This window comes from Exiguobacterium marinum DSM 16307 (genome assembly GCF_000620845.1).
Classification (GTDB): domain Bacteria; phylum Bacillota; class Bacilli; order Exiguobacteriales; family Exiguobacteriaceae; genus Exiguobacterium; species Exiguobacterium marinum.
This window is the reverse complement of sequence record NZ_KK211189.1, coordinates 1,630,166-1,654,619: the sequence shown is the minus strand read 5'-3', so window position 1 is coordinate 1,654,619 and position 24,454 is coordinate 1,630,166. Positions and strand designations below refer to the sequence as shown.

Annotated in this window: 24 protein-coding genes and 1 other annotated feature; of the genes, 4 read left to right on the top strand and 20 right to left on the bottom strand. The window is 47.1% G+C overall.

Going from position 1 to position 24,454, the window contains the following annotated elements; all coding sequences use genetic code 11:
* Positions 1-74: 74 nt before the first annotated feature.
* Together P400_RS0108820 and hflX are read right to left on the bottom strand one after the other, a co-directional pair.
* Positions 75-1,373 (bottom strand): methionine gamma-lyase family protein, encoded by a 1,299-nt coding sequence (locus P400_RS0108820; protein ID WP_026825845.1) that lies wholly within the window; start codon positions 1,371-1,373, stop codon positions 75-77.
* A gap of 2 nt (positions 1,374-1,375) precedes the next feature.
* On the bottom strand, positions 1,376-2,623 hold the full coding sequence (gene hflX / locus P400_RS0108815; protein WP_026825844.1) for a GTPase HflX: 1,248 nt from the start codon (positions 2,621-2,623) through the stop codon (positions 1,376-1,378).
* Between the two features lie 101 nt (positions 2,624-2,724).
* Between hflX and P400_RS0108810 the strand changes: the two genes are divergently transcribed.
* Positions 2,725-3,729: a tyrosine-type recombinase/integrase gene (locus P400_RS0108810; RefSeq protein WP_026825843.1), complete on the top strand. Its 1,005-nt coding sequence runs from the start codon at positions 2,725-2,727 to the stop codon at positions 3,727-3,729.
* Positions 3,730-3,771: 42 nt separating this feature from the next.
* Here the strand turns inward: P400_RS0108810 and P400_RS0108805 are convergent, their stop codons facing one another.
* Both P400_RS0108805 and P400_RS0108800 read right to left on the bottom strand, forming a co-directional pair.
* Positions 3,772-4,827 carry an enoyl-CoA hydratase/isomerase family protein gene (locus P400_RS0108805; protein WP_034771021.1) on the bottom strand — a complete coding sequence of 352 codons (1,056 nt, stop codon included), beginning with the start codon at positions 4,825-4,827 and terminating at the stop codon, positions 3,772-3,774.
* An 88-nt stretch (positions 4,828-4,915) separates the two neighbouring features.
* Positions 4,916-5,716, bottom strand: a complete 801-nt coding sequence (locus P400_RS0108800) for an enoyl-CoA hydratase (RefSeq protein WP_026825841.1) — start codon at positions 5,714-5,716, stop codon at positions 4,916-4,918.
* Positions 5,717-5,871: 155 nt separating this feature from the next.
* Here P400_RS0108800 and P400_RS0108795 point away from each other — a divergent pair, with 155 nt between their 5' ends.
* Positions 5,872-6,291 carry a MarR family winged helix-turn-helix transcriptional regulator gene (locus P400_RS0108795; RefSeq protein ID WP_026825840.1) on the top strand — a complete coding sequence of 140 codons (420 nt, stop codon included), beginning with the start codon at positions 5,872-5,874 and terminating at the stop codon, positions 6,289-6,291.
* Between the two features lie 102 nt (positions 6,292-6,393).
* Positions 6,394-6,665 (bottom strand) — a binding site (T-box leader).
* A gap of 52 nt (positions 6,666-6,717) precedes the next feature.
* Here P400_RS0108795 and P400_RS0108790 read toward each other — a convergent pair.
* Genes P400_RS0108790 through P400_RS0108780 form a run of 3 tightly spaced genes read right to left on the bottom strand, consistent with a single transcriptional unit; the run spans position 6,718 to position 8,881 of the window.
* Entirely contained in the window at positions 6,718-7,278 is a 561-nt protein-coding gene (locus tag P400_RS0108790) for a histidine phosphatase family protein (protein WP_026825839.1), read from the bottom strand.
* A 46-nt stretch (positions 7,279-7,324) separates the two neighbouring features.
* The gene (locus tag P400_RS15075; protein ID WP_051545971.1) at positions 7,325-7,918 is read right to left on the bottom strand and encodes a GNAT family N-acetyltransferase; all 594 of its coding nucleotides are present in this window, start codon (positions 7,916-7,918) and stop codon (positions 7,325-7,327) included.
* A gap of 30 nt (positions 7,919-7,948) precedes the next feature.
* Positions 7,949-8,881 carry an alcohol dehydrogenase catalytic domain-containing protein gene (locus P400_RS0108780; RefSeq protein WP_026825838.1) on the bottom strand — a complete coding sequence of 311 codons (933 nt, stop codon included), beginning with the start codon at positions 8,879-8,881 and terminating at the stop codon, positions 7,949-7,951.
* 157 nt (positions 8,882-9,038) lie between these two features.
* On the opposite strand from P400_RS0108780, the gene P400_RS0108775 reads away from it, so the two are divergent.
* Both P400_RS0108775 and P400_RS0108770 read left to right on the top strand, forming a co-directional pair.
* Complete coding sequence (locus tag P400_RS0108775; RefSeq protein WP_026825837.1) at positions 9,039-10,196, top strand: MFS transporter; 1,158 nt, start codon at positions 9,039-9,041, stop codon at positions 10,194-10,196.
* 141 nt (positions 10,197-10,337) lie between these two features.
* A complete protein-coding gene (locus tag P400_RS0108770) occupies positions 10,338-10,886 on the top strand; it encodes a DUF4256 domain-containing protein (protein WP_026825836.1) in 549 nt (182 codons plus the stop codon).
* Positions 10,887-11,146: 260 nt separating this feature from the next.
* On the opposite strand, the gene P400_RS0108765 is transcribed toward P400_RS0108770, so the two are convergent.
* The 13 genes from P400_RS0108765 to yfmF all read right to left on the bottom strand — a co-directional run bounded on the left by P400_RS0108765 (position 11,147) and on the right by yfmF (position 24,448).
* Positions 11,147-12,328, bottom strand: a complete 1,182-nt coding sequence (locus P400_RS0108765; protein WP_026825835.1) for a glycine C-acetyltransferase — start codon at positions 12,326-12,328, stop codon at positions 11,147-11,149.
* A 13-nt stretch (positions 12,329-12,341) separates the two neighbouring features.
* The gene (tdh, locus tag P400_RS0108760) at positions 12,342-13,418 is read right to left on the bottom strand and encodes an L-threonine 3-dehydrogenase (RefSeq protein ID WP_026825834.1); all 1,077 of its coding nucleotides are present in this window, start codon (positions 13,416-13,418) and stop codon (positions 12,342-12,344) included.
* A gap of 166 nt (positions 13,419-13,584) precedes the next feature.
* Positions 13,585-13,845, bottom strand: coding sequence for a stage V sporulation protein S (locus P400_RS0108755; RefSeq protein ID WP_026825833.1), 261 nt, complete (start codon positions 13,843-13,845; stop codon positions 13,585-13,587).
* A gap of 26 nt (positions 13,846-13,871) precedes the next feature.
* Positions 13,872-14,666 (bottom strand): TIGR00282 family metallophosphoesterase, encoded by a 795-nt coding sequence (locus P400_RS0108750; protein WP_026825832.1) that lies wholly within the window; start codon positions 14,664-14,666, stop codon positions 13,872-13,874.
* Positions 14,667-14,714: 48 nt separating this feature from the next.
* A complete protein-coding gene (gene rny / locus P400_RS0108745; protein WP_026825831.1) occupies positions 14,715-16,277 on the bottom strand; it encodes a ribonuclease Y in 1,563 nt (520 codons plus the stop codon).
* Between the two features lie 187 nt (positions 16,278-16,464).
* The gene (gene recA, locus P400_RS0108740) at positions 16,465-17,514 is read right to left on the bottom strand and encodes a recombinase RecA (protein ID WP_026825830.1); all 1,050 of its coding nucleotides are present in this window, start codon (positions 17,512-17,514) and stop codon (positions 16,465-16,467) included.
* A gap of 76 nt (positions 17,515-17,590) precedes the next feature.
* Entirely contained in the window at positions 17,591-18,817 is a 1,227-nt protein-coding gene (locus P400_RS0108735; protein WP_034771020.1) for a competence/damage-inducible protein A, read from the bottom strand.
* Positions 18,818-18,880: 63 nt separating this feature from the next.
* A complete protein-coding gene (gene pgsA / locus P400_RS0108730; RefSeq protein WP_026825828.1) occupies positions 18,881-19,459 on the bottom strand; it encodes a CDP-diacylglycerol--glycerol-3-phosphate 3-phosphatidyltransferase in 579 nt (192 codons plus the stop codon).
* 32 nt (positions 19,460-19,491) lie between these two features.
* Positions 19,492-20,364, bottom strand: a complete 873-nt coding sequence (locus P400_RS0108725; RefSeq protein ID WP_026825827.1) for a helix-turn-helix domain-containing protein — start codon at positions 20,362-20,364, stop codon at positions 19,492-19,494.
* Between the two features lie 27 nt (positions 20,365-20,391).
* Positions 20,392-21,168, bottom strand: a complete 777-nt coding sequence (locus P400_RS0108720) for a YmfK family protein (protein WP_012726484.1) — start codon at positions 21,166-21,168, stop codon at positions 20,392-20,394.
* 93 nt (positions 21,169-21,261) lie between these two features.
* Positions 21,262-21,975 (bottom strand): elongation factor P 5-aminopentanone reductase, encoded by a 714-nt coding sequence (gene ymfI, locus P400_RS0108715; RefSeq protein WP_235181838.1) that lies wholly within the window; start codon positions 21,973-21,975, stop codon positions 21,262-21,264.
* Positions 21,954-23,213 (bottom strand): EF-P 5-aminopentanol modification-associated protein YfmH, encoded by a 1,260-nt coding sequence (gene yfmH, locus P400_RS0108710; protein WP_026825825.1) that lies wholly within the window; start codon positions 23,211-23,213, stop codon positions 21,954-21,956. Before yfmH ends, ymfI begins: the two co-directional genes overlap by 22 nt.
* Entirely contained in the window at positions 23,210-24,448 is a 1,239-nt protein-coding gene (gene yfmF, locus P400_RS0108705) for an EF-P 5-aminopentanol modification-associated protein YfmF (RefSeq protein WP_084483590.1), read from the bottom strand. Before yfmF ends, yfmH begins: the two co-directional genes overlap by 4 nt.
* Positions 24,449-24,454: the final 6 nt, after the last annotated feature.

Genomic DNA, 24,454 nt, shown 5'->3' with positions numbered 1-24,454 from the left:
GTCTCACAATGTGAGAATAATACATGACAACAATCCTGTCAATAGATGTTAACAAAGTTAACATGACAGAACAGTTACAAATGCGTTGACTGATTTTGCTCGTCGAATGCTACTAAGCCCTTGCCGTGTAATTGGCTCAACGCCAACATCAAAGCGACCTTTACGTGAGCATACGTCAGACCACCTTGGACGTACGCTGTGTATGGTGCTCGAAGTGGTCCATCAGCCGAAAGTTCGATGGACGAGCCTTGAATGAATGTCCCCGCCGCCATGATGACATCATCTTCATAACCCGGCATATAGGCCGGCACAGGTAATGCATGTGCATTTACAGGAGATGCCATTTGGATGCTTTGACAAAACGCGATCATCTTGTCACGGTCACGGAACGTCACCGACTGAATCAAATCCGTTCGTTCAGTCGTATAGTGCGGGTCGGTCTCAAACCCCACTAGTGACAAGAGACTGGCCGTCAAGTGTGCTCCTTTCAGCGCTTGCGCAACCGTATGAGGAGCCATATAGAAGCCTTGATACATCTCTTGAAGCGAGTAGAGCGATGGACCGGCTTCACTTCCGATTCCTGGGGTCGTCATCCGGAACGAACAGCGTTCAATCAACTCTTTCGTACCGGCGATATATCCACCCGTCTTCGCCAATCCACCGCCCGGGTTTTTAATGAGGGAGCCGGCCATCAAATCTGCCCCGACATGCGTCGGCTCCATCGTCTCGACGAATTCACCGTAACAGTTGTCAACGAACACATACACATGCGGATGCGCCGCTTTGATGCGTTCGATGGCAACTTTGATCTCTTCGACTGGGATACTGCGACGGTTCGCGTATCCTTTCGAACGCTGAATCCCGACAAGTTTCGTTTCAGGACGAATCCGTTCGATGACGCAATCGATATCGATTTCACGATTTTCTTTTAATTCCACTGTGTCATACAAGACACCGAGCTCTTTCAACGAGCCGCGACCATCGCCTCGGATGCCGACAATCTCCTCGAGCGTGTCATACGGCTTCCCTGTGATATAGAGCAGTTCATCACCTGGTAGAAGGACACCGAACAAGGCAATCCCAATCGCGTGGGTACCAGAGATAATCTGTGGTCGACATAGCGCGAGCTCGGCTCCGAACACATCCGCATAAATCGACTCGAGCGTGTCTCGACCGATATCATCATACCCGTACCCCGTCGTCGGATTGAAGTGGAAATCAGACACCTTGTGTTTCTTAAAAGATTCAAGGACGCGATACTGGTTGTATTCGGCTGTTTCGTCAATCTTCTCAAAAAATGGTTTGACCCGCGCCTCCGCTTTTTTCACGAACGGCGCGAGCGTATCATAATGTTCAATCTTTTCTTGCCACATACTTACACCTCAAATTGTTTTAGCGTCGCGTATAGACGCGTGTCTTCTCTCATATAACCGACCAATTCGACAGAGCCATCCTCTAAGAAGTTTTCTTGAAGACGATACATCACCTCTTTGGCTGGATGATAATGTTCAAAAGCCGTCACCGGTAGGATGACATGAACTTTTGTCAAAATGTCCGCAATCTTATCCTCGAGCGCACCTGTCAACGTCTCGATATCTTCTGGTGCGATTGCCGAGATTAACAACGGTCCGCCGACAAAGTCTGTCGTGAGACGGTCTTTTTTATTATACACCTCGAGTTGGGGCACCTCACTCGCACCGAGTTCTTCAAGTACCGCATTGGTCGTATCGATCTGGTTCAAGTAATGTGGATTCGATGCGTCAATCACATGGAGAATCAGGTCGGCACCGACCACCTCTTCTAATGTCGAACGGAACGCAGCGACAAGCTTAGTCGGTAGGTCGCGAATAAATCCGACCGTATCCGTGATGAGCACTTTCCCACCACGCGGGAGTTCGAGCTCACGCGTCAACGGGTCGAGCGTCGCGAACAATTCATCCTGCTCATACGTGTCCGCATCCGTCAACCGGTTGAAGATTGTCGACTTCCCAGCGTTCGTATACCCGACAAGAGCGACTTGGAACACACGATTTTCTTTCCGGCGTTCTCGGTAACGATCACGGTGCGCGACTGTTCCTTCGAGTTGTTTTGTGATCTCATCAATGCGACGCTTGATATGGCGACGATCCGACTCAAGCTTCGTCTCACCAGGACCACGTGTCCCGATCCCTCCACCGAGCCGTGAGAGCTGTGTCCCTTGTCCGATTAGACGGGGAAGCAAATAGTTCATCTGCGCGAGTTCGACTTGTAGCTTCCCTTCACGTGACTGGGCACGACTTGCAAAGATGTCTAAGATGAGTTGCGTACGGTCGATCAGCTTCATCTCGTCCGGGTCGTTCAGGGCGATGCGAATGTTCTTCGACTGCGCAGGCGTCAACTCGGCGTTGAAAATCAACAGGTCCGGCTCGAACTGCTCGACGAGCATCGCAAGTTCTTCTATTTTCCCTTTCCCGATAAAGGTACGACGGTCGATTTGTTGGCGTTTTTGGTCGAGCCGGGCAACGACGTCACCTTGCGCCGTGTCCACGAGTTCGACGAGCTCGCCCATCGACTGTTCATATGTCCAATCATCGACATTCGGTAACTGACAGCCGACGATAACAACTTTTTCACGTTCAATCATGTAATCCCTCATTCCATAAAGTCTCACCTTTCATCTTACCACGAATCAGCGCATAGAGAACGTCCGTTTGTGGTAGGATAAAAGAAGAAGGAGGCTTGACCATGACGAAACGTAGAAAAGACTATCCGCTTCCCGAGTTTATCGAAACTTACTTGTATCATCTCGGTGCAAGCGGTCGTCAACCCTCGACGCTCAAACGATATCGCTACGACTTGATTGACGTGCATAAATACTTTCACGACCACAATGTCGAACTAAACGAACCGACGGACTGGCTAGACGTCCCAATCGAATCGTGGAAGACGTTCGTGAACGACTTCTTAATCGAAGAGAAGCACTATCAACAGGCGACCGTCGCCCGCATCGTCACGGTCATCAATAGCCTGACCCACTTTTTAAATCCGCTTCGGAAAAAGATGCTTGCCTATTCACAGCCGGCGCATACGCTGACAATCGATCAAATCGCACTCGAGTCTGAATTCGACCGGCTCGTTCAAACGATTCGATCGACGAGAGGATTGAGTGAGAATCAGCTCCAAGCTCATCCCTATCTTGTCAATCGGAACGAACTGATTGTGACACTCTTCTATAAATATGGATTACGTGTCCATCACATCATTCGTTTGCGAATGAGCGACTTACATTTGGCCGACCACACCTTTGATGTGTATGACCGGCTCGGCAACCAGTTCACGTTGAAGCTGTCCCAAGAAGACCAATCGTTACTCATGAACTACTTGGCCGATATCCCGACGCCAGTAAGACCACGCTGGTATTCAGAAGACCCCGTCTTCGTTTCATTCGATTTCGCACGGATGACGTTCCGCTGGGTGTACGCGAAAAATCAACCGAAGCAATTGACGATCGTCATGATCACGAAGATGATGCGTCAATTAAATGAACGGAGCGGATTCGCACGTTCCGTCACCCCGTCGATGCTCAGGAACGCCCACGTGTTAAAGACATATGCGACCGACATGACGCCAATCGAGCGGATGAACATCACGTGTATGCATAAAGAGTCTTCCCTTCGCCGGTACGAGCAGGCGTATGAGGAGTTCGGAACCGAATTATTCGATTCAGACGAAAGACCCGCCCTCTCGTAAAGGGCGGGTCTAGTACTGTTATTAAACGTAAACAATCCATCGCTATACCGTTTCAAAAAAAGAATCAACTTGCCGTTCTGTCACTTCGCTAAGTGTAGAAGGATTCCATTTCGGAGTACGATCTTTATCAACAAGAACTGAACGAACCCCTTCATAGAAATCATGACATTTCATAAAATGCAATGCGAGGTTTTGTTCCATATCAAAACACGCTTGAAGAGATTGCTCTTTCCCTTTCTGCATTTGACGAAGGGTCACTTTCAATGACGTGGGTGACATAGATCGGAGTGTCTCTATCGTTTTCTCTGCCCACTCATCGCCTGTTCTCGCACCTTGTTTAAGCGATGAAATAATCTCTTCAATTGTTTCAAACCGAAAGTACTGATCGATTTTGTCTTGTACGGATGATATTGACGAAGGAAGAGAAACAGGTCTCCGGAACGAATCCAATAGCTGATTGAGGTCCGTTTCAACTGAATCAGGCGTCCAACGTTTTTCCATCATGCCTTCTTTTAATTTGGGCCAATCCTTGCTCTCAATGAAATGGTCAGCCGCTCCGATATAGAGCGCATCTTGTGCATGGATAACGGTCGCGGTTAAAGCAAGATATCTTCCTACTGAACCAGGCATCTGATTTAAAAAATAACTTGCCCCGACATCAGGGAAAAAACCGATGTTCATTTCTGGCATTGCCCATTTGGACGATTCAGTTACAATCCTGTGTGAGGCACCTATTGATAGTCCGACGCCACCACCCATGACTATACCGTTCATGAATACGACGACTGGTTTTGGATAATGATGAATCTCATAGTCCAATTCGTACTCGATCGAAAAGAATTGTTTGGCGTATGCTTCTATATCATCTTCTTTTAAATCATATAAGGCGCGCATATCTCCACCTGCGCACAGACCCTTTTCGCCTTCTCCGTAAATACATACGAATGATACACTGTCATCTTGCTTCCATTTTTTTAGCTGTTCATTCATCGTATCTACCATATCAACGTTTAAAGAGTTTAACGCACGGGGGCGATTCAGCTTGATCCACCCAATTCCATTTTGAACTTCTGTGACGACACTTTCTCGAGCATCCACTATCGATCACCGCCTTGAAGATTGTATAGGTTAATATGAATTAAACACGACATATACTTACTGAAAACAGGTTGAAATGTTCAGATCATTATTTATCTTGGAATTCTGCCTCACGTTTTTCGATAAAAGCATTGACCCCTTCTTTCATGTCTTCCGTTGTAAACAACCCTGCCCAAAGGTTTGCTTCAATCGCCAGACCTTCTTCTAATGTTGTTTCCAAACCTTTATTTACCGCCTCCATCGTTGCCGCAATCGATGATCGACTCTTTTTAAGAGCAATAGTTTCGGCAAGTTGTTTCGCTTCATCCATTAATTCAGCAAGAGGCACCGATTTGTTTACTAATCCAATTGATTCCGCTTCTTTCCCACCAATGATTTTACTAGTCAAAATCATTTCAAGAGCCTTCGACTTATTCGTAAGTCGTGCCAAACGTTGCGTACCTCCAAAGCCCGGTATTAATCCTAAGTTCAGTTCAGGTTGCCCAAGCTTGGCTTCATCTGCAGCAATCCGTATATGACAACTCATCGCAAGCTCCAAACCTCCACCTAAGCAAGCCCCATTAATCGCAGCAATGACAGGTTTGTTTAATTGTTCGATTTTATTTAAGACAGATTGTGCTTCTACAGATAGAGATTTTCCTTTTTCTTCACTATCGAACGCAGATACAAATTCTTTGATATCAGCACCTGCAATGAAGAATTTCCCTTCCCCTGTAATCACGACTGCCTTTATGTTTGGTTCTTCCGCGACATAATCAACGCAATCTGACAATCCGCTAACCGTCTCTGAACTGATCACATTTGCCGGTGGATTATTGACGAACAGATAGGCTACGTGATTTTCAACTTTTACATAACAATTTGAAAATTCTTTTTCATTATTCATCATTTGTTGACCTCCTCATTTTGCATTGATTTTAACCATTGGAGTTGAATTTTGATGGCTCATCAGAATTCGCATATAAAATTGTTTCGCACCAAAACTGTTTCACCTCGAAACTTAACATGCTATGATGAACAGTGTCAAGATAAGGGGAGAACGATATGGAATTGAAAGATTGTATTAACTTTTTACTAAGCGCTAGCCAGAATAAGGTTTTTAAATATTTCAGCAAGCTACTAGAAGAGTATGAAGTGACTCCAGCTCAATATGGTGTATTAAACTGTTTGTGGAGAGACGGACAGCTTTCCCCGAAACAGATTGGAGAAAAGTTGTATCTTGAAGCTCCTACGATTTCAGGAATACTTGATAAAATGCAAAAATCAGGACTGATCGAGCGTTCGATTGATCCTGATAATCGTAGAAACGTATTGGTTGTACCTACTCAAAAAGCTGAAGAAATGAAAAGTGGAATCGAAGCTGCCACGATTGAGCTGAACGAAAAAGTTTTCGAACATTTATCGGATTGTGATGTGGAAATTTTAAAAAAATCATTAGCGATTATCATCCAAACCGATTATTGAATGACAGAAAGGACATTCTCTTATGAATTGGAGAATGTCCTTTCGTAATTTAATGTCATTTAAAATTATAATGGCATGCATATTTAATTTTTCTTTAGTTTTTACAAGAATGATAGAAAAAATCTCGCGGTACCACCTTAATTCGCAATCTGACTCACATCAGATGCCTCTACAAGTACTGTGTATCATGCTATACACGAATACCGTGACATGGATAACGGATGACAAATCCCGTCGCCTCTTACTTGTGAATCCACACGTTCAGGACGAAGCTCAGAGACCATTTTCAATCGAGTGTCTTTTACCTTTTCTCAGCTTACAAGGTTCTCTGTATAAAAACGAACTCGATTTACTTTTCTCTTCAACGCATTTTCATAATAGTTATACGTATCTTAGTCTTACCAGTTATCAGTAGTCAATAGATTTCTAACCTTGAGGTTTATATAACTTATCGACACTCATCAATGTGTCGTTTTTAAAAGTCGCCTTGTAGAGATCCGGCATATCGAGTTCTTTCCAAAACTCATATCCATATTGATCATCAAAATAATTCAACATGAGAACCATGATATTTCCATGTGTACCGAGCACCACTTTTTTCCCTTCGTACGTACGGAGCAATGATTTTAGAGCCTCTATTCCTCTAGATTGAGCCTGAGCGTTCGACTCTCCCCCTTCCCATGCGAACGTCGGGTTCTGCCAAACGGTCTCCATGGCACTTGTAAAGTCTTTAGCCGGCTCTGAAGTCAAGGTTCGTTCTCTCAAATCATCCATCACTACAATGTCCTGTCCAAGATAATCCGCAATGCCTTGTACGGTTTGAACGGCTCGTTTGTAAGGACTCGAAGTCACGATATCGATTCCCTCATCGATTAGAAGATTTGTGATTTCAGAAACATCATGCATTCCTCTCTCGGATAACGGTCTGGCGAATTCGTCTGCCGTATAAGTAGAATGTGCATGTCTAACAAAGTAAAGTGTTGTCATCTCATATTCCCCTTCTAAAAAAATCGTGCATCTTACTCATCGATGTTTATACACGATTTTCAACTTCATGATCAATATTAAGCGGATTGTTTAGCTGCAAATATTCATGTCGCAGCAACCCATAAATGACATGATCGACGTAACGGTCATATAGCCATTCCGCATCTCGAATGACCCCTTCTTCTTTAAAGCCGAATCGTTCCGGAAGTGCCCGACTCTTCACATTCCCTGTCGCAACTCGGATTTCAATCTTATTTAGTTTAAGGTCTCGGAACCCATACTCGATGATGGTCTCGAGCGCTTGACTCATGATTCCCTTACCTTGAAAATCTTGTCCGAGCCAATACCCAACCGTGCCACATTGGATCCCACGATCGATTTCGTTAAATCCGATTGTCCCGGCAAGCACGCCTTTATACATCACAGCGAATGATTTTGGGAAGCCACCCGTTTCAATCAACCCTTTGATTCGTCCTTCAATATTCTTCCTTGAGTCTTCGATTGTCTCAATATAGTCGAGCCAGCCAAGCCACTCTCGCAAATAAGGCTTCGATGCAATCGTCAGCTTGAATAATGCGTCCGCATCGTCTGTATTGAACATTCTCAGTGTGACATCGTCATTTAGTTTATATTCAAGCATATAGTTTCATCCTCATCATTTATTATTTAATCATTTGTCTTCATATGTCACTGCAACCTTAATTGGATTGATGACACGTGCACTTAGTTTTTCAAACGTATCAATCAATTTATATTGATCAATATCCAACTCAAAAATCTTTCTTACGTATGGTGTTTGTCGGCTCGCTTCAAAATACCAGCTGAAATGTTCTTTATAATTCCAGCCATCACTAGACCCAACGATATGTAGTTCTTTCTCGTAAAATTGAGGTTGTAGCACCAATTCTTCTCGATTACCGTCTGATAAGATACAGATAGATCCATTCGGCTTAACAGCTTGTTGAAGGTTCATGAACCCATCATTGCGAGCCGAACATTCAATACCGTAATCATAGAAGCTCTCCTTCACTTCATTCGGGGTATATACACGGCCAACTCCAAACGTATGAGCTAGTTCTTTTCGATTCGAATCTGGCTCAATCGTATCGATCATTGTCACACCATAGTAGGTTCGTAGATAGTAGATCGCGAGTAACCCCATCGTCCCCAGACCAGACACAATGACCGAGTCGGTAGAGGATGGTGCTAATTTTCTAACCCCTTTTGCTGCATCGCAAGACAAAATCGCTAACAATGCTGTTTCATAGTCTACTTCAGGTGGAACATAAAACGCTTTTTGTTCAGAGACAATCCCATACGTTTGTTGCCCATAGAAGGCAATTACTCGGTCGCCAACATGGAGCGTCGTGACATCCTCACCCTTATCTACAACCCTTCCATAACTCTCATATCCCACTTTACGGGGATAGACCGGACTTGCATCAGTCAAATCCGTTTCTTCATATTGGGGAAGCTCTGCCCCAACACTTATGGCGGTGGCGATGGTTTCAATCAAAACCTGGTCCGCCTCAAGAGTAGGTATTCGTGTTGTAACCCACTCCAACTTCTTTTTACCAAAGAGTTTCAAAGCTTGTTGAATCATTTCATCCTCCCACTATGACAATTTCACCCATATGACAAGTTTACAGAATTATTTAAATTTTGTATAATTATTTTTATATCATTTTATGAAGAGGTGAAAATGTGTAAAAACGATATGTCCAACCCACCCAATTGAATAAATTCGGAGGAGATTTGTGATGAAATCGTTTTACACATTGCTTGTTAGCCAGTGGCTCGCAAACATTGGCGATGTCCTATATATCGTCGCGCTCATTGCCTTATTGTATCAACAAACCGGGTCCGCTCTCATGGCGGCCAGCTTCCCGATTGCCGTGACTGCCGGTATGACGCTCAGCGGACTCTTTTTCGCCCGCATCCTCAGTCGCTTCTCGCTCGGGAAAACGCTCGTCCTGTCACAACTGATGAAGACGGTCACCCTTGTTCTCGTTCTCTTCACGGATTCGATTCTTGTTCTTGGACTCGTCGTGTTCATTGCATTTCTCGACGGGTTCGCGCGTCCGATTCAAGCGTCATTTATCCCTAGATTGACGACGAATCGTCAACAAGCGAACAGCCTCGTTCAAGGTTCCAATCAGTTCATCCAACTTGCGATGTGGCCGCTCGGGACAATGCTCGTCTCTCTCACGTCGAGCGCCATTGCGTTAATCGTTTCACTCGTTCTCTTCAGCCTTTCGACGATTGTGACGATTTACTTCTATCAATCGCTTACGGAAGACATCGTCGATGATGGAACGGAAGAATCGATCACCTTACGCGATAGTCTTACTTATGTAAGAACGTCACCATTCGCTCGTCGTGTGACTTGGTTTGTGACGTATGAATCATTTGTCAGCACGCTTTGGATCTCGGCGTTGCTTCTCGTCTATCTCGAGAGACATCTGCAAGTCGATACGGGCTGGTGGGGAACTCTCAACGCATCATTTTTGATTAGTATGATTGCGGCGAGTGCCTATCTTTATCGGTCTCGACGTGCGCCCTCGCTACCGTCGACTGCCATCCTATCCATTGTCGCCGCCCTCTTGTTTGGCATGACGGCACATCTCACGTTTGCAATTTTGGTGCTAGTGATTCAAGGAGTAGCGACACAAATCCGCATCATCCAGACGAACACCGTCATTCAAGATCAGATTCCGGCTACACAGCTTCCTTATGTATATAGTGTGCAACAGACAGGATATGCCCTCGCATTCAGTGTGGGAAGCTTATTGTTCGGTCTCCTTGCGGACGGGCTACCGATTGATTCGGTTTACCTTTTAGGAGCATTCTTGACCCTTCCGTTGATCTGGATCGGGCGATTGACTGAACATTCCATCTTGACCGTATCCTCTGCATAAACAACAGGCGCCTTCTCAAATAGAGGGCGCCTTATTTAAAAGACTTTCCAGCTGATAGATTACCCTTTCTCACAATGGATAAGATAAACTGTATCGATTCATATCGTATACTAAAAGAAACAAATCATTGGAGTGATTTTCATGTCGAAACTTTCACAGGAAGAAACCCTCGAATTACTAAATACTCTAGAGTCTCGCTTTACTGCGAACGTTGAACGTCATCCTGACGTTGTCTGGTCGGACGTATTTGAACGAATTCAAGGTGATCAGGACAAATTGATTACACTCACTTTGATGGAACAGAGCGGAGGAGAACCTGATGTGATTCGTCTACCTAACGGAGATTTCGCTTTTTGCGACTGTTCAGTCGAGAGTCCGAGTGGTCGCCGAAGTCTCTGTTATGACGAACCAGCGCTCGAAGAACGTAAAAAGAATAAGCCTGTCGGAAGCGCGGTCGCCTTATCTGAACAGATGGGCATAACCCTTCTCGACGAAGACACATACCGACACTTACAAACACTCGGTGCATTCGACTTGAAGACATCGAGTTGGATTCAAACACCTGATACCATCCGTCAAAAAGGTGGCGCACTGTTTTGCGACTGTCGTTATGATCACATATTCCTCTACCACAATGGTGCAGATTCTTATTATGCCGCTCGAGGATTTAGAGGGATACTCATGATTTAAGCAAGGCGTTATACCTTGTTTATTTGTAGAAAGAGCAGACACATTAAGAAAAACTTGTCATGATGGAAAAAGTCAGCTTTTAACACTCTTCTCACTTGAAAAAAATCGAAGGGTGAAGAATATAATTTCTTAACTTTTGGCATTCATATAATTTTTTCGAATACGGTAATTGAAATATTAATAATTAAGTCTCTCAGCTTGATTAGATTTCACATACAAATCCACCAAAAAACTGCAGACAGATCGTCTGCAGTCCTCGCTTACGCGTGTAGTGTCACATTCAACTCTTCCGCGACCGTTTTGAACGCTTCGAGTGCACGTTCGAGGTCATCTCGCGTATGTTCCGCTGTGACGATGGTACGGATGCGTGCTTTCCCGCGCTCGACCGTCGGGAAGGCGATACTTTGAGCAAATACACCATGGTCCTTCAACTTGTCCGAGAACGTATGCGCAAGCGTCTCTTCGCCGAGCATGATCGGTGTGATCGGTGTCGTCGCATGGCCGATATCGAAGCCGAGGTCACGTAGACCGTTTTTGAAGAACTCCGTGTTCGCCCACAACTTGTCGAACAGCTCTTCTTCCTCTTTCATGACACGGATCGCTTCACGGTTCGCGGCGACGACTGCCGGTGGATGTGATGTCGAGAAGAGGAACGGGCGACCTTTATGAATCAAGTAATCCCGAACGTCTTGTGAACAGGCAACATAGCCACCGAGGACCCCAATCGCTTTAGAGAGCGTCCCAACCTGTAGCGCGACACGACCGTCCAAACCGAAGTGGTTGACCGTTCCACGACCATTTTTTCCAAGGACACCTGATGCGTGCGCATCATCGACCATGACCGCAGCGTCATACTTCTCTGCGAGTTCGACGATGGCTGGGAGCGGTGCGATGTTCCCATCCATCGAAAATACACCGTCCGTCACGACGAGACGCGTGCGATAATCTTGTGTCTCTTTCAACGCCTTCTCCAAGTCTTCAAGGTCGACGTGCTTATAAATACGACGCGCCGCTTTCGTGAGACGAATCCCATCAATGATGGACGCATGGTTGAGGGCGTCACTAATGACGACATCCTCCGGTCCGAGCAGTGCAGACAACACCCCGATGTTCGTCGCAAATCCTGATTGGAAGACGAGTGAGGCCTCCGTATGTTTGAACTCGGCGAGCTCGCGCTCAAACGCTTCGTGCATCTCGAACGTCCCGGCAATCGTCCGGACCGATCCCGTTCCTGCCCCATATTGCTCGACCGCTTCAATCGCCGCTTGTTTTAATCGCGGATGGTTCGCGAGTCCGAGGTAGTTGTTCGAGGACAACTGGACGAGTGATTTCCCATCGATTGTCACTTCATTCCCTTGTGCCGATTCGAGTGGGACGAGCTTACGGAACGTCCCCTCTTCTTTCATCTCATTGATTGCTTCTGTAATATGTTCAAATGCCATGTTGTTTCCCCCTTTAAGGTATTAAGACGACCTTTCCACATTTCCCTGCCCGCATGAGTTCGAACCCTTTCTCGAACTCCTCGAGCTTAAAGACGTGCGTGATGATCGGTTCGACGTTCAACTGACCCGTCGCAAGCATCGTCGAGACTTGGCTCCACGTCTCATACATTTTTCGTCCTGTGATCCCTTGGACACGGACCCCTTTAAAGACGACGTCCCGCGTGAGGTCGATGGCGACCGGACGAGCCGGGAGTGACAAGACGTTGACGTCTCCACCTGCCGTGACCATCTTGAACGCCTGATCGATCGCAATCGGGTGTCCGCTCATCTCGCAGACGACATCAATCCCGTCTCCGTTTGTCTCACGCTCGATCAATTCGAGCGGATTCTCTTCTAAACTGTTGATGACGACATCCGCCCCCATCTCTTCAGCGAGTTTTAAGCGATACGGATTGACGTCGACCGCGTATACTCGGCTTGCGCCTGCTGCTTTGGCGACGCCGACCGCCATGAGTCCGATCGGCCCACAACCGACGATGGCGACCGACTTGGCAGACACGTCACTCGCTAACACCGTATGGACCGCATTGCCGAGTGGTTCTTGAATCGAGGCGAGTTTTACCGGCATCGATTCCGGATTCACCCATAGGTTCTCTTCAGGCATGACGACGTATTCTGCGAAGCAACCTTGCGTGTCCACGCCGATGATTTTTGTGTTCTTACAGATGTGATACTGTCCGCGCAAACATTGTTTACACTGATGACAGACGATATGCGTCTCTGCAGACACGGTTTGTCCGATCTGGATACGCTTCGTCCCTTCCCCGAGCGCCACGACTTCTCCCGAAAATTCATGACCAAATACGTACGGTGGTTTGACGCGACTCTGTGACCACTCATCCCACTCATAGATGTGGACATCGGTCCCGCAAATCGATGTCGCTTTTACTTGAATGAGCACTTCTCCAGGCCCTGGTGTCGGAACTGGTACGTCGACCAGTTTTGCCCCAAAACCGGCCGTGTGTTTTTGAATCGCTTTCATTACTGGTGTCGTTGTTTCCTTCTCTGTGGTTGACACGAGTTGTTCCATTGAAAACGTCCCCCTCTTGTCTCTTATGATCGAACGATACGTTCTTTATCATCTTGTCATAAAATGACGAAACTGAGAAGATGGAACGTCCGATTTTCATAAAAAAAGAGGAGCCATCCGCGCCGATGGCTCCTCTATACAAGAATAGGACCTATGTCCCTACTGCTCATCGTGGCTCGATGATGAGCTTGATGGCAGTACGTTCCTCACCGTCTATCATAATATCCGTAAAGGCTGGAATGCAAATCAAATCGAGACCGCTTGGCGCGACAAAGCCTCGGGCGATTGCGACGGCTTTGACGGATTGATTCAGCGCACCTGCCCCAACCGCCTGTATCTCACACGTTCCTTTTTCACGTAGCACACCCGCTAAAGCACCCGCAACGGAGTTAGGGTTCGATTTTGCCGAAACTTTGAGTACGTCCATTCTTGTTTCCCCCTCGGGTAGGTTGTTCAATCAAACCAGACGGTCTGATCATCTAGGTGTATTCGTTCGATTTTTGTCGCTCGTTTCGTCTGATCATCGATTGTAATGAAAACTCCATTAAGTTGTTCCCGTCCCTCGGCAACTTCAAACCGAACTGGGAGTTGTGTCATAAATTTTTTTAAGACGACCGATGCATCCATCCCGAGCACCCCGTCTAGTGGACCGGTCATGCCGACGTCTGTAATGTAGGCCGTTCCGTTCGGTAGGATGCGTTCGTCTGCTGTCTGCACGTGCGTATGAGTTCCTACTACGGCTTGAGCGCGTCCATCGAGATGATACCCCATCGCAATCTTTTCACTTGTCGCCTCGGCGTGGACATCGACGAAGATCGCATCGACCTCGTCCCGCACTTCTTCAATGAGACGGTTGACAGTCCGGAACGGGCAGTCAAGAGATGGCAAGAAGACATTTCCCATGACGTTGATGACGGCCAATTTCTTCCCATTCTGCTTTAGCTTCATCATCCCGACACCCGGTGTCCCATCCGGATAGTTGGCCGGACGAACGATCCGGTCGGCATCGTCGATCCAATCAAAGATGTCGCGGTTGTCCCACGTGTGGTTCCCCATCGTCACCCCATGAAAGCCGAGCTCCAAAAACTGTTGATAAATCTTTTTCGTGAGACCGCGTCCGTTCGCCGCATTCTCCCCGTTGACGAGCATGAACGTCGGGTTGTATTTATCTTTCAACCGACCAATCTGATTGCTTAAAATATCTCGACCTGGTTTACCGACCACGTCACCGATAAATAAAATTTTCATATAAAATCCTCCCTCAAACAGAAAAAGCGGAGAAATTCTCCGCTTCGTTTACTTCGCATAATCGACGGAACGTGTTTCACGAATGACCGTCACTTTAATTTGTCCAGGATAATCGAGTTCATCCTCGATTCGCTTACAAATATCGCGTGCCATCTTGCCGGCGACGACATCGTCGACGACATCAGGACGAACGATGATTCGGACTTCACGTCCCGCTTGAATCGCATACGATTTTTCGACACCTTCAAACGACTCACAGATTGACTCGAGTCGTTCGAGACGGCGAATGTAGCTTTCAAGTGTCTCTTGGCGAGCTCCTGGGCGAGCTGCTGACAAGGCGTCGGCCGCTGCCACAAGTACCGCAATCGTCGATGTCGCCTCGACGTCTCCGTGGTGGGAAGCAATCGAGTTGATGACGACCGGATGTTCTTTGTACTTCGTCGCAAGTTCCACACCGATCTCGACGTGACTACCTTCGACTTCGTGGTCGATTGCTTTACCGATATCGTGTAAGAGCCCTGCCCGCTTCGCGAGCGTGACATCTTCCCCGAGTTCGGCTGCCATCATCCCGGCAAGGTGTGCCACCTCGACCGAGTGAGACAAGACGTTCTGACCATAACTCGTACGATAGCGCATGCGACCGAGTGTTTTGACGAGGTCTGGATGGAGTCCATGAATCCCGGCTTCGAACGTTGCTTCTTCTCCGTACTCACGAATGCGCTCATCCACTTCCCGACGCGATTTCTCGACCATCTCTTCAATTCGAGCCGGGTGAATCCGACCGTCTTGAACGAGTTTTTCAAGCGTCATTTTGGCGATTTCACGGCGAACCGGGTCGAAACCTGACAAAATGACGGCTTCTGGTGTGTCATCAATGATGAGGTCAATCCCAGTCAACGTCTCGAGCGTCCGGATGTTACGACCCTCACGCCCGATGATGCGACCTTTCATCTCATCACTCGGTAAGTTAACAACGGATACCGTCGTCTCAGCGACATGTTCAGCAGCGTATCGTTGCATCGTGAGAGATAAGAGGTGTTTCGCTTTTTTATCCGCTTCTTGTTTTGCTTTTTGCTCGATTTCTTTTTGAAGGAGAGCAGCATCGTGAAGCGCTTCCTGCTTCGCTTCGTCCATGATGATGGTACGTGCTTCATCTTTCGAGAGGGATGCCACGCGTACAAGTTCTTGGCGTGCCTCTGCGTATAAGTCCTCCACTTTGCTTTCAAGCATTTCTGCTTCACGCTTGCGCTTTTCGAGTCCTCGTTCCTGTTCATCAAGTGAGTCTTCTTTCCGCTCGAGCATGTCTGCTTTGCGGTCGAGAAGCTCTTCTTTTTGAACGAGGCGATTCTCTTTCACTTTCTGGTCTTCGCGACGTTCACGTAATTCCTGTTCCGTCTCATTACGAAGTTGAATCATCTCTTCTTTTACTTCAAGCCGTGCTTCTTTTTGCATCGCTTCCGATTGTTGTTTGGCTTGCTCCACAATCTTAGTCGCTTCCGTCTCGGCACCTTGAATCTTCGCTTCGGCGATCGATTTACGCACAAAAAAACCTGCAACAAAAGCTATCGGCAAAAGGAGGATCAGAATAAGCCAGTATAGCCATTCCATCATGTTCACCTCCCTTTCGCAAGGTTATTTTATTTTTTTAATAAGTGAGTAGCACGGGCAAGCCCACGCATAACTTTATTGTACTTATTTAAGAGTGAGAATGCAATGCACGGACAGGATAGAACTACCAATTGTCTAAAAATTATACTAAAAAAATCTCACTCGGATGATTCCAAGTGAGACAATCTGCTTATTCGTCATCGAGAAGTGAAATAACTTCGTCGTCTTCCCCTTCGACTGTGACCGTTTTTTCTCCGTTCAAGCCGTAGTGGTCGCGAATTTGTCGTTCCACTTCGGCAGCGATTGCTGGGTTTTCTTTCATGTACTGCTTCGCGTTCTCACGGCCTTGACCGAGACGTTCCTCATTGAATGAATACCAAGCTCCACTCTTTTGAACGATATCGAGGTCTGCACCGATGTCGATGAGTTCCCCTTCACGTGAGATTCCTTCTCCATACATGATATCGACTTCTGCCGTTTTGAATGGTGGCGCAATCTTGTTTTTAACAATCTTGATCTTCGTACGGTTCCCGACCATATCTTGACCTTGTTTGAGTGTTTCTGCACGACGAACTTCAAGACGCACCGAAGAGTAGAACTTCAAGGCGCGACCACCTGGAGTCGTTTCCGGGTTACCGAACATGATACCGATCTTCTCACGGATTTGGTTGATGAAGATCACAATCGTCTTCGACTTGTTCGTCGCACCAGACAGCTTACGAAGTGCCTGAGACATCAAGCGGGCTTGAAGACCAACGTGTGAATCTCCCATTTCCCCTTCGATTTCGGCTTTTGGTACGAGTGCCGCAACCGAGTCGACAACAAGGATATCAACCGCACCAGAGCGAACGAGCGCTTCAGCGATCTCAAGCGCCTGCTCCCCTGTATCCGGTTGAGAGAGAAGCAACTCATCGATGTTGACACCAAGGTTTTTAGCATACTTCGGATCGAGCGCGTGCTCGGCATCGACGAATGCAGCTTGACCTCCGCGTTTTTGAACTTCCGCAATCGCATGAAGGGCGACAGTCGTCTTACCTGAAGATTCTGGTCCGTATACTTCAATGACACGACCACGTGGATATCCACCTGCTCCGAGCGCGACATCGAGAGCGATTGACCCTGAAGGGATGACCGACACTTGTTGGTCTGTATTTTCACCAAGGCGCATAATCGAGCCTTTACCGAATTGTTTTTCAATCTGGCGCAATGCCATTTCTAACGCTTGTTTACGATCACTCATAGATAAATGAGCCTCCTTTAATTGATACTTTCATTATACGTGAACAATTGGCGATACACAAGTTTTTTACGAACATTTATTCGCCTTTTTCAATTCGCTGGATGAGGGCCCACAACCCGTCTTTTGCAGCTCTCATACGAATCATATTACGTTCCTGATGTGGATACGTTCGCTCGATGACCTCGGTTCCCCCTGGCGTTTTCACGCCGATATAGACCGTTCCGACCGGACGACCCGAATTTGATGTCGGTCCAGCTTCACCTGTGAATGAAAGGGCATAATCGGCTTTCGATTCATGAGCCAACCCCACGACCATCTCATAGGCAACTTCTTTTGAGACGACTGAGTACTGTTCAATTGTATCAAGGGCGACCCCCAAATACCTATTTTTTAGCTCATCCGAATACGTCACCATCCCTCCTAAAAAAACAGCTGACGAACCCGGTGTCGATGTGATCATCGACTGGACCTCACCACCGGTCAATGACTCGGCAACAGCGAGCGTTCGATTCATGCGAGTCAGCAATTGAACAAGATGCGAGGCAATCGTTTCTTCATCCGATCCGAAATAATATGAACCGACCCGTTCTAAAATTTTAGACTTCACTTCTTGAATCATCGCTCTCGCCGTCATCTCATCGACAGCACGAGCGCTGATTCGGAGTCTTGCCTCTCCAGTCTCGGCATATGGCGCGACGGTTGGATTTGCACCGTTCAACAAGTCTTTCACTGCATCGTCGAGGGCGGATTCACCAATCTCATAAAATCGTAGCGATTCCGAGACGAGCGTCGCACCTGAAAACTTTTTCGGAAACGTCTCATCGACGAGCGCTCGCATCTCACGCGGTACACCTGGGAGTAGCATCCATGTCGTATCACCAGGAATCCACATACCCGGAGCAAGCCCTACTGGATTTTGTAGCACGTCTGCTCCGCTCAACACATCGGCTTGGCGTGCATCCCCCTCATTCATCGGGCGATTACGCGAGCGAAGGAATCGTTGAATCGTCTCAAACGCTTCCTCATCCCGTACGATCGGACGTTCGAGCAGTTCAGAAAGGACCTCTTTCGTGACGTCATCCGCTGTTGGACCTAGCCCACCTGTGACGATGACCAAGTCAGAACGACGACGGGCGATCTCAAAAGTCTCTCGCATTCGTGCCGCGTTGTCCCCGACAACTTGATGATACAAGACCGGCACGCCGTACTTCGACAGTTGTTCTGATATGTAACTGGCATTCGTATTGATGATTTCTCCTAAGAGCAACTCGCTTCCTACCGCAATGATTTCGGCTCGTTTCATCTTAATTCCTCCTCGACTTCAAAAAAAAAGACGAGCTAGATCAACCAACTCGTCTCTGTCGACTTACATCGACTTCACAATTATCTTGTAGTTTTGTGCGAAGTACTCAGCACCTGAATAAATCGTCAGCGCGAGTGCCAACCACATCGCCCATTCGCCAAATGGGATTCCGACATAGCTGAAAATCGGATTACCGAATAGCAAGAAGATGATGGCAAAGAGTTGCACCCACGTCTTCGCCTTCCCAGATTTTCCGGCCGCGACGACAATCCCTTCGTCAGCAGCGACAAGGCGAAGGCCAGTGACAGCGAATTCGCGTGAAAGAATCACGACGACGACCCAAGCCGCAACGAGGTCCATCTCGACGAGGAGCACGAGTGCCGCCGTAACGAGAAGTTTGTCTGCGAGCGGGTCCATAAACTTACCAAAGTTCGTGACCAAATTGTGTTTGCGGGCCAAATGACCATCCAGCCAGTCCGTAATGGCCGCAATCGTAAAAATCACACCAGCAATAAATTGGTGAAGTGGGATGTCAGCACCTAAAAAGGCGATGTTGCCCCAATCAAAATCAATAGCGAGTAAGACGACGAATACGGGAATGAGTACCACGCGTAACATCGTCAATCGGTTAGGTAGGTTCATGTAGAACGCCTCCTCTTAGAAGGAGAGTCGACTTATTCAGTGTCAACTCTCTTTACAAAAATATTTTGTGTGACCGGAGACTCTTGAAGCTCGAGCTCGCGACCGTTGACGACGATTTTCTCAACACCTGCGATGAGCCCGATTCGAATACGTAGCGTGTCCGTCTCAGCGTCTTCAATGACAATCGGGTTTTGTTTCGATTGATTTGGATATTCAGGCGCTAGGAATGCTCCTTCAAGTGATGTATCACGTACGCCAACATATGAGGCCGGGGACTCTTTCACATAAATCTCAGTTGATAATTTTTCACTCGTCATAAGTTCATATGTGATATCCGCACCGTTCGATTCTGTCACCGCAACCGGACCGGATTCTGCAGGCGGTTCTTCCTCAGCCGGATTCTCTTCAGACGGTTCTTCCTCGACAGGCTCATCTGCCGGAACATCCTCGTTTTGGTCGACCGTAACGCTAGAACTTGGCGGTTCAGTAGGACTCGCATCCTGCCCACCGAAGTCGATGCTTCTCACCGCAAAATAAACCGCAGTGATGAGCAAAAAGACAGTGAGGACAAGCAGTACTTTTGGAACCCACCTTGAAACCCGGCTCGTAGACTCCGAAGCCTTGGAATACGTTTTCTTCCGAGATAACTGAGCGGTCGGCTGTGCCTCGATTTTTGGTAAGTCTTTTGCATATGTTCCGTACAGTTCATCTACATCTAGACCGAGTGACTCCGCATACGTTTTAATGAACGCCCGTGCATAGAAAGAGCCAGGGAGATTTTTGTAATCACCTTCCTCGATCGCGATGATATAGCGCTTTTGGATCTTCGTCGTCTGTTGGATTTGGTCGAGCGTCAATCCGCTCTCCTCACGCTTTTGTTTCAAAAAAGTCCCTAGTTCTGTCACAGGGGTCCACACCTTCCATTCACATTATTATTCAAACCATTCTGACTCACGATGCGTTTCTTGTGGGATGATGATCGTTTCATCCGGGTTGTTTCTCAATTCAATAATATAATCAAAGTCTTCATACACGCAATCGGTGTTTCGGACATATAAGTCAGGATGTTCAATAACTTTCACTGCAGGCAATCGCATGACTTCACGGATGAGCTGTCGATGTCGTTCATCCATTGTACGAGTGGAGACGGCTCCATCAATTATGTATACGTGATCGCCTTCCCGTTCTTCTTCAAATAATGAGGTTCGAACGGTCTGTTTCATCAGTGTTGATGACAAAAACAGCCATCGTTTGTTTGCACACACACTCGCCGCAACGATAGATTCCGTCTTTCCGACGCGAGGATTACCGCGTACGCCAATCAATAAATGACGCTCTTCCTTCATCAACTCTGCGACAAAATCGACGAGAATCCCTAAGTCTTCTCGCACGAAACGGAACGTCTTTTTATCATCACTGTCATGGTCGATGTATCGACCATGTCGAATCGCTATTCGATCCCTTAATTTGGGACGCCGTAACTTGATGACAGCGATAGCTTCCATTCGCTTCAAAATATGTTCGAGCCGATGGACATGATCAGCAGCCGGGGCTTTTAACAACATCCCACGGCGCTGTAGATCGACTCCATTGATGGTGACGATGGATATTTGAAGCATTCCCATGAGAGACGCGATATCTCCGAGGATACCCGGTCGATTTTGACACAGTTCATACTCGAGATACCACTCTTCGAATTTATGTTCCATCCCCAACCATCCTTTCGAGCGAGTTCACTACCTAGCCTATTTTAAATTATTTTAGAAGAATTGAAAAGAACTCGTTTATGTACAGTGACTAGATCACTGCCAGCCACCGTCGATGCGTAACACCGTTCCTGTCATATAGGAGGCGTCCGTTGAGCATAAAAAACGAATGGTTTTAGCAACATCTTCAGTATTCCCGAGTCGTCCAAGTGGAATGTCGTTCATCACGGATTCCTTCGACTCTTCTACCGTATCATTCATTGGCGTATCAATCCACCCTGGTGTCACCGCATTGATTCGAACATTGAACGGTCCCACTTCTCTGGCAAACGCTTTGACGAAGCCGAGCTGTGCTGCCTTGACTGTGGAGTAAAATACCTCGGCGGCCGCACCGACCTCACCCCAGATGCTTGAGACAATGACAATATCGAGTTGATGATCATACGGCTTCTTAGCTACAACGGACTGGACCAATCGAATCATCGCACGGACATGAATTTCATAGAGACGGTCGAGCTCATCGATTGCTTGGTCGACGACGAGACCATGAAGAGCGTGTCCGGCCACGTAGACGATTCGGTCGACGTTCGGCATTTCTTGTACCCACGACTCAACGGCACCTCGGTCTGTTAGGTCACAAGGAAAAAGTTCTGCCGAAAGATTTTCTTCATCAATCAAATGACGTAGTCTTTCGTGACCCTCGTTCGCATGCAAAATCAATTCATCTTCACGAAAAGCGAGCGAGACGGCACGTCCGATGGCACCGCTCGCTCCAACAATCAACGTCTTCATGGCTTTTTGACGATGCATACGGTCCGTTGCTCTTGACGGAACAACCGCTCGTACGCTTCGTATAGTTCATCTAATGTGATGTCATCAATCAAATTCGGAATCTCGAACAAGTTTCCGTCATTGAGCGCATAACGAGAAAACTGATTGGCGATGAATTCCGGTGAATTCAGTGCTTTTAAAAATTGTCCTTGCATCATGCGTTTCTTACGGTCAAGCGTTTCCTGATTGAGTTGAAGTGGACGTTCCAGTGCCTCCGTCACACGACCGACAAACGCATCGACTTCCGACGTCTCCATCGACAACGCAGCAAAGGCGAATGTTTCTTCTGACGTATAGTCAAACGAGAAGGCATCGTCAATCAGTCCTTCAGCATACAGCTCAGTATAGAGAGGGGCTGTCGTATCAAACAGTGCATGCATAAGCAATTCTACCGTCAACTCTTGCTTCAGACCCGCTTCGCCAGCTTGCGGGGCATCTTTATAGCCAATCATCACTTTCGGGACAGAGACATCCATCTCGATGACTCGTTCCGACAAACGAACCGCGATCGGCTCTTCAACCGTTTCACGGGCACTCAGCTTCGGTGCATCGAATGATTTGGTCGACTGATTGTTTCGAATCAATTCGAGCATCTCATCCGGTTCAATGTTTCCAACGACGAACAACGTCATATTGCTCGGATGGTAGAACGCTTGATGACAAACGTATAAATCTTCTGCAGTGATCTTCGAAATCGATTCGATAGTGCCCGCAATATCGATTTTAACGGGATGTGTCTCATACATTGCTTCAATCAAACCGAAATAAAGACGCCATCCCGGATTGTCTTGATACATTTGGATCTCTTGACCGATGATGCCCTTCTCTTTCTCAACCGATTCTTCCGTGAAATATGGAGTTTGAACGAAGTCGAGCAACGTTTGAACATTTTTCTGAATGTTCGACGTCGCACCGAACAAGTACGCCGTCCGTGTGAAAGAGGTGAAAGCGTTCGCCGAAGCGCCTTGACGTCCGAACTGTTGGAAGACGTCGCCATCTTCTTTTTCGAACATCTTATGTTCTAAGAAATGCGCAATACCATCGGGAACCTCGATCCAGTCTTCTAGTTTAAAGCGTCGGTCAATCGATCCATATTTGGTCGTGAACGTCGCGAATGTTTTTTCATATCCAGTCTTTTTCAACAAGTAAACGGAGAGGCCATTGTCGAGCACGTGGTGATGTAATGTCTCTCCGACGTTTGGAAAGTCTAGTTTCATGCTTCTCCTCCTTTCAAACAATAGACAGCTTCAAGCTCTATCTCATTCGCAAGGGCGATGACATGATCGCGTGTCGTGTTTTCGATAATCGCAATCTCTTCGTCTAGCGAGAATGGACGAACGTCCGCTCCGCTCATCCAAGCAATCAACTGACGCGGACTATCTCCGAGTTGACGACGTTGGTGGAACAAGAGTTCTTTCGTCTGTTGTAGCGTTTCATCTTCAAACTCGCCCGCTTGTAAAGCCTTCAATTGCTCTTCGATGATCTGTTCAGTCTTCTGCTGATTCGTCGCATCAATTCCTGCGTATACGAATAACTTTCGGCTGAGTGAACTATATTGTGAAGCAGCATAATATGCCAAACTTTCTTTTTCACGGACGTTCATAAACAGTTTCGAATGAGGAAATCCACCGAATAACCCGTTTACAATTTGCATACGTATCGCGTCTTTTGTACGTGGGTCGACATCGAGCGCATAGGCGAGATGAAGCTTGCTTTGTTTGATATCTTGATGCTCCTCTAATCGCTTAAACTCACCTCGACTCGCTTCAGGTAACAGGCGTGGTTGACGTGTCCCAAGAGATTCCAATGGGTTAAAGGCCTGTTCGACTTGTTCACGACTGACATCCCCGACGACATAAATGTCGACACGGTCGTCTTGAATCATCGATTGATAGGCATCGTACAACGATTTTGGCGTGACATGGTCGAGTTGTTCAAGCGTACCGAGTGACGGGATTGCGAGTTCTCCTCCGAGCATCTCTTGTAGACGCTGTTGGGCGAATCGCATCTTGTCATCATAGACCGATTCGATGCGCTGGCGTTGTAGACGGCGCTCTTGCTCCACAATGAGCGGTTGGAATGCACCGTCATAGGCGTTTGGACGAAGCAGTACGTCTTCAAGCAATTTGATTGCTTGGCTCAGGACGTTTTCCCCGACAAGGTTGTCGTTGACGACTTCAAGTTGGAATTGGATGACATGCTCTTTTCCAATTTTTGAAGCGCCTGCATACAAGTTTGTGTCATACAAATCTTCTAGCGGTGTGTGAAATAACTCAATCGAAGGATAGGTCTCCGTCGATTTTTCCATAATGAATGGAAGTAGGGCTCGATCTGCTACCGTATCTGTAGAAAGTGGTGCAGCGAATGAGACGAGACAAGTCGTCGTCTTAAATTTCTTGGTCGGATAGACCGAGTAGTGCAATTGATGCTCGAACTGCTCGATTCCTTTCATCAGCCG